The organism is Streptomyces sp. UG1 (genome assembly GCF_049974585.1).
Classification (GTDB): domain Bacteria; phylum Actinomycetota; class Actinomycetes; order Streptomycetales; family Streptomycetaceae; genus Streptomyces.
The window spans coordinates 1-501 of sequence record NZ_JBNGGG010000178.1; the positions used below are offsets into that span (position 1 = coordinate 1).

The following is a 501-nucleotide window of genomic DNA, read 5'->3' on the forward strand; positions in this document are numbered from 1 at the left end:
TTAATACTGACTATCGATTTAATCCCTTTAAAGCCATATTTCCACGGCACAATCAGTCGTACCGGCGCGCCATTTTGTGGCGGTAACGCCTTGCCATAAACACCCACGGTCATCAGTGTGAGCGGATGCATTGCTTCGTCGAGACGCAATCCTTCGACATAAGGATATTTCAGCCCGCCGCCGATAAAGCGGTCCTGCTGGCCTGGCATTTGTTCCGGTGCATAAATTGTTTCGAAAGCGACATACTTCGCATTGCTGGTGGGTTCGGCAAGCGCCAGCAATTTGTGCAGCGGAAAACCAATCCACGGCACCACCATCGACCATGCCTCCACGCAGCGCATACGATAAATACGCTCTTCCAGCGGGAAGCGACGGGTTAAATCATCGTGATCGAGGGTCAATGGTTTTGCCACTTCGCCGCTGATTTTCAGTGTCCATGGATCGGTTTTCAGGCTACCAGCATTAGCGGCGGGATCGGCTTTATCCAGCCCGAATTCATAG

At 51.9% G+C, this 501-nt stretch carries 1 protein-coding gene; it reads right to left on the reverse strand.

The genetic code is table 11. From position 1 onward, the window contains the following. Positions 1–501: protein-methionine-sulfoxide reductase catalytic subunit MsrP (gene msrP / locus ACP4J3_RS50915; protein WP_426545133.1), on the reverse strand; the 501-nt coding region annotated here is incomplete at both ends.